This window comes from Bartonella sp. MU70NMGDW (assembly GCF_042194085.1).
GTDB lineage: Bacteria > Pseudomonadota > Alphaproteobacteria > Rhizobiales > Rhizobiaceae > Bartonella > Bartonella grahamii.
Map to the genome: position 1 here is coordinate 18,367 of NZ_JBHIMK010000032.1, position 3,710 is coordinate 22,076.

General features: G+C 33.2%; 2 protein-coding genes. Both read left to right on the top strand.

Annotated features, from left to right (window positions below; all coding sequences use genetic code 11):
- Positions 1-856: 856 nt before the first annotated feature.
- Complete coding sequence (hutH, locus tag ACFIKE_RS04775; RefSeq protein WP_375648516.1) at positions 857-2,395, top strand: histidine ammonia-lyase; 1,539 nt, start codon at positions 857-859, stop codon at positions 2,393-2,395.
- Positions 2,396-2,796: 401 nt separating this feature from the next.
- Positions 2,797-3,156, top strand: coding sequence for a hypothetical protein (locus ACFIKE_RS04780; RefSeq protein ID WP_375648517.1), 360 nt, complete (start codon positions 2,797-2,799; stop codon positions 3,154-3,156).
- Positions 3,157-3,710 lie beyond the last annotated feature (554 nt).

Sequence of the window (3,710 nt, forward strand, 5' to 3'; positions counted from 1 at the left end):
AAAGTAAAATATAAATATGTTATATGAAGCATTTCTCTTTTTTAAAGATATAATATAAAAACAATATGTTAATTAAACTTTTTGATATAAAAAACTTCTTTTATTTTCTATTTTAAATAACGGGTTAGTTCGAGTCTTGTGTGGTTTTATTGAAGATGTACTTTTCAGGTTTCAATCTGGCGCTTTAAATACAATTTTAGAAGTGGTAAATAAGCTTAATTTCTTCTATGTTGTGATATGTTAAATAAGTTTTTTAATTTTCTATAGAGTTTAATTTTTGCAATCATGATAGATTGAGACAGCTATCTGTCTAAGATTTTTATAAGTTTAGTAGGAATAGCTTAATGATATACCCATATGATAAATTCATTGAGTCGTTCGTCTTTACGCTTCATACACAAGAACAAGTCTGCACCATCACACAGTTTATCATTTCCCAATGTTGCGACAGCCCTTGAGACGGTTCATAAGAGGGGTTTTAGTTCTTTTTTGTACAGTTTTATCCATACGCCAATCTCGCTTATGACGTTCAAGCGAATGGTTTTGATTAATTCAACATACACAGATTTAGAATGGGAGAATCTTAAGATGTTCGGATCTCTTATCAAATTCAATATAAATAATGCTAGATTATGATTATAAATTAATGCGTTATCTATTTTTGAAATCCATGACCTTGGTTGTGCTTGTCAATATTTCATTTATCGTCAACTATTCTACTTTTGGATAATGACTCCATCGTAAGGAATACCTTTAAGAAAGTATTCTCGTTTTAAAGAGTCGTTATAGTTTTTTTGTTTTATAGAAAGATCAATAATGCTAAACATTATACTTTGATTAAAAAAGAAAGTAAATTATGACTATTATACTGAAACCGAGCGAGGTAACGCTTAGTGAACTTGTAGCTATTTATTTTAATGGTGAAGTGAGTAAACTTCATAATGACACACATTTAGCTATAGAGAAAGGGGCTCAGCGCATTGCTGAAATTGCTGCTGGAAGTGAGCCTGTGTACGGTATTAATACTGGTTTTGGGAAGTTGGCTTCCATTAAAATTGATGCGGACGATGTCGCTGTTTTACAGAGAAATCTTATTTTGTCCCATTGTTGTGGGGTAGGAGAGCCTTTAGCTGAAAATATTGTGCGTTTGATAATGAGCTTAAAGCTTATCTCTTTAGGAAGAGGAGCTTCAGGAGTTCGTTTGGAATTGGTAAATTTGCTGGAAAATATGCTTGCAAAGGGCGTCATTCCTGTCATCCCTGAAAAAGGGTCTGTTGGTGCTTCAGGTGATCTAGCTCCACTTGCTCACATGGCGGCTGTTATGATGGGAGAAGGAGAAGCATTTTTTCAAAATATTCGTATGAGTGGAGCGGTTGCATTAGAGAAAGCGGGATTGTCCCCTATTATTTTAGAGGCAAAGGAAGGTCTAGCTCTTATTAATGGGACTCAAACATCAACAGCCCTTGCACTTGCTGGTCTTTTTCGAGCTTATCGGGCATTGTGTGGTGGATTGCTGGCAGGAGCTTTGACGACAGATGCCATTATGGGATCAACGGCGCCATTTCATCCTGATATCCATATTTTACGAGGACATTATGGGCAGATTGCCGTATCGAAAACATTAGAAAAGCTTGTAGAGGATTCAGAAATTCGTGCAGCACATTTACGGGGTGATGAGCGTGTACAAGATCCTTATTGTATACGTTGTCAGCCACAGGTCATGGGGGCATGTTTTGATATTTTGCTGGCAGCAGCAAAAACACTGATTATTGAAGCAAATGCTGTTACAGATAATCCATTGATTTTAAGGAATGGTGAAGTTGTATCAGGTGGGAATTTTCATGCTGAACCTGTAGCGTTTGCTGCTGATCAGATTGCTCTTGCTTTATGTGAAATAGGATCTATTTCTCAACGGCGTATTGCTCTTATGGTTGATCCAGCAGTTTCTTATGGACTTCCAGCTTTTTTAGCGCATAATGCGGGTCTTAATTCAGGTTTTATGATTGCTGAAGTAACAGCAGCAGCTTTAATGTCTGAAAATAAGCAAATGGCCTATCCTGCTTCCGTTGATTCAACACCAACTTCAGCCAATCAAGAAGATCATGTTTCAATGGCTTGCCATGGAGCTCGTCGGTTATTGCTAATGAGCGAAAATCTTTTTACACTTATTGGCATTGAAACGCTTGTTGCAGCACAAGGAATTGAATATCGTGCACCTTTAAAAACAAGTACTTTTTTGCAATCTGTTATGGAATGTTTACGCAAAAATGTTGCTTCTCTTAAGGAAGATCGCTATATGGCTCCAGATCTTCATCAAGCACATATACTTGTGCGTGAAGGGCACTTATTATCTGTTTTACCAGAAACAATTTTTCCTTCATTAAGTTTTCAATAATATTTATTTTAGGGACAATGATGAAGGGCGGATATTGAATTTTGAAACTTCCTCATATGAAAATATAGAAGATCAATACTATATTTAAATTATTTAATAAATTATGTATTTATTACTGTACATATATGTTGTTTGTAGCCAAATAAATATTTTGTTATTTTATAGTGATCTGGATTTATTATCATAATTTTATAAAAAATATAAATTTAAAATACATATACTTTCTGATTTCTATCAAATTTTTTAATATAAGTTAAATAATATCCACAAATTATATATTGTAATATTATATTTTATGTATTGTATTAAGTAAAAAAATTATTGTATATTATTCTTATTTTTTAATAATTTATGAATTTTATAGTTCATTTTTGATATTTTAAATAAAAAAGGAGAAAGAAATGGTTAAAAGTGCTAGATTATGTGTTTTAACAACAGTTCTTTTTTTCTCTCAAATTCTCGAGATTCATGCAAATTTTAGGAGAGGTGGCTTTCCAGAGGAAGTTTTCATTATGATAGTGGACCAAGAGAAAGAGCCTCTTATTTCAGCGAAAAACAAAAGTTTTATTGCTATCTCAGGGCAAACTTCTAGAGGTAAGGAGAATGCTATCATTGGACCAACAGTCAAAGATGCTATTTTAACCGTATATTTTTTTTTCATTGGAAAGCTTGTAGTTAAGGCAGTTGGAGTCCTTAAAAGATGGGCTGTAGATACCCTTTCTCATACTTTTGAAAATTGGCGAGATTCGTATTATCATTGATTGAGCTGTTCAATTGGTGTAAAAGGTTTGTTTTCTGGACCCAAAGAGAGTTTACTTAAAGTAACAAAAAATTAATTGTACGCATAGTTAATGCGTTTGTTATGAATTTTTAGGCTTTTATTTCAGTGCACTGAAATAAAAGCCTAAAAGTTTAGATTACATTAAGGTTAATTTTCTCTGTAAAAAACTAGAGAATACGAAATGAATTAAATGACAATTACAAAAAAATTCATTATCACTTTATTTGAATAAAATAATACGAAATTGCAGGCTGTAAAAGCTAGATAGTTCGCAATAAAAGTATTTTTTCATTGTTTAGAGCAAAGTGTTGGACTGGCTGGTCTTCAATGTTTTTTGAAATATATTTGTGAAAGAAACATGAGGCTTTATTTCTCATAGAGCTATTATCGTGGTGTGGATTGTCAGCATTTCAATAAAGTAAGGAAAGAAATGGCAATAAATGAACTGAAAAGAGGGATGAGTAAGCGCCAAGTTATTTTTTTAGCTCTTGGCTCTGCTATTGGAACAGGTCTTTTTTATGGGTCTGCACAGGC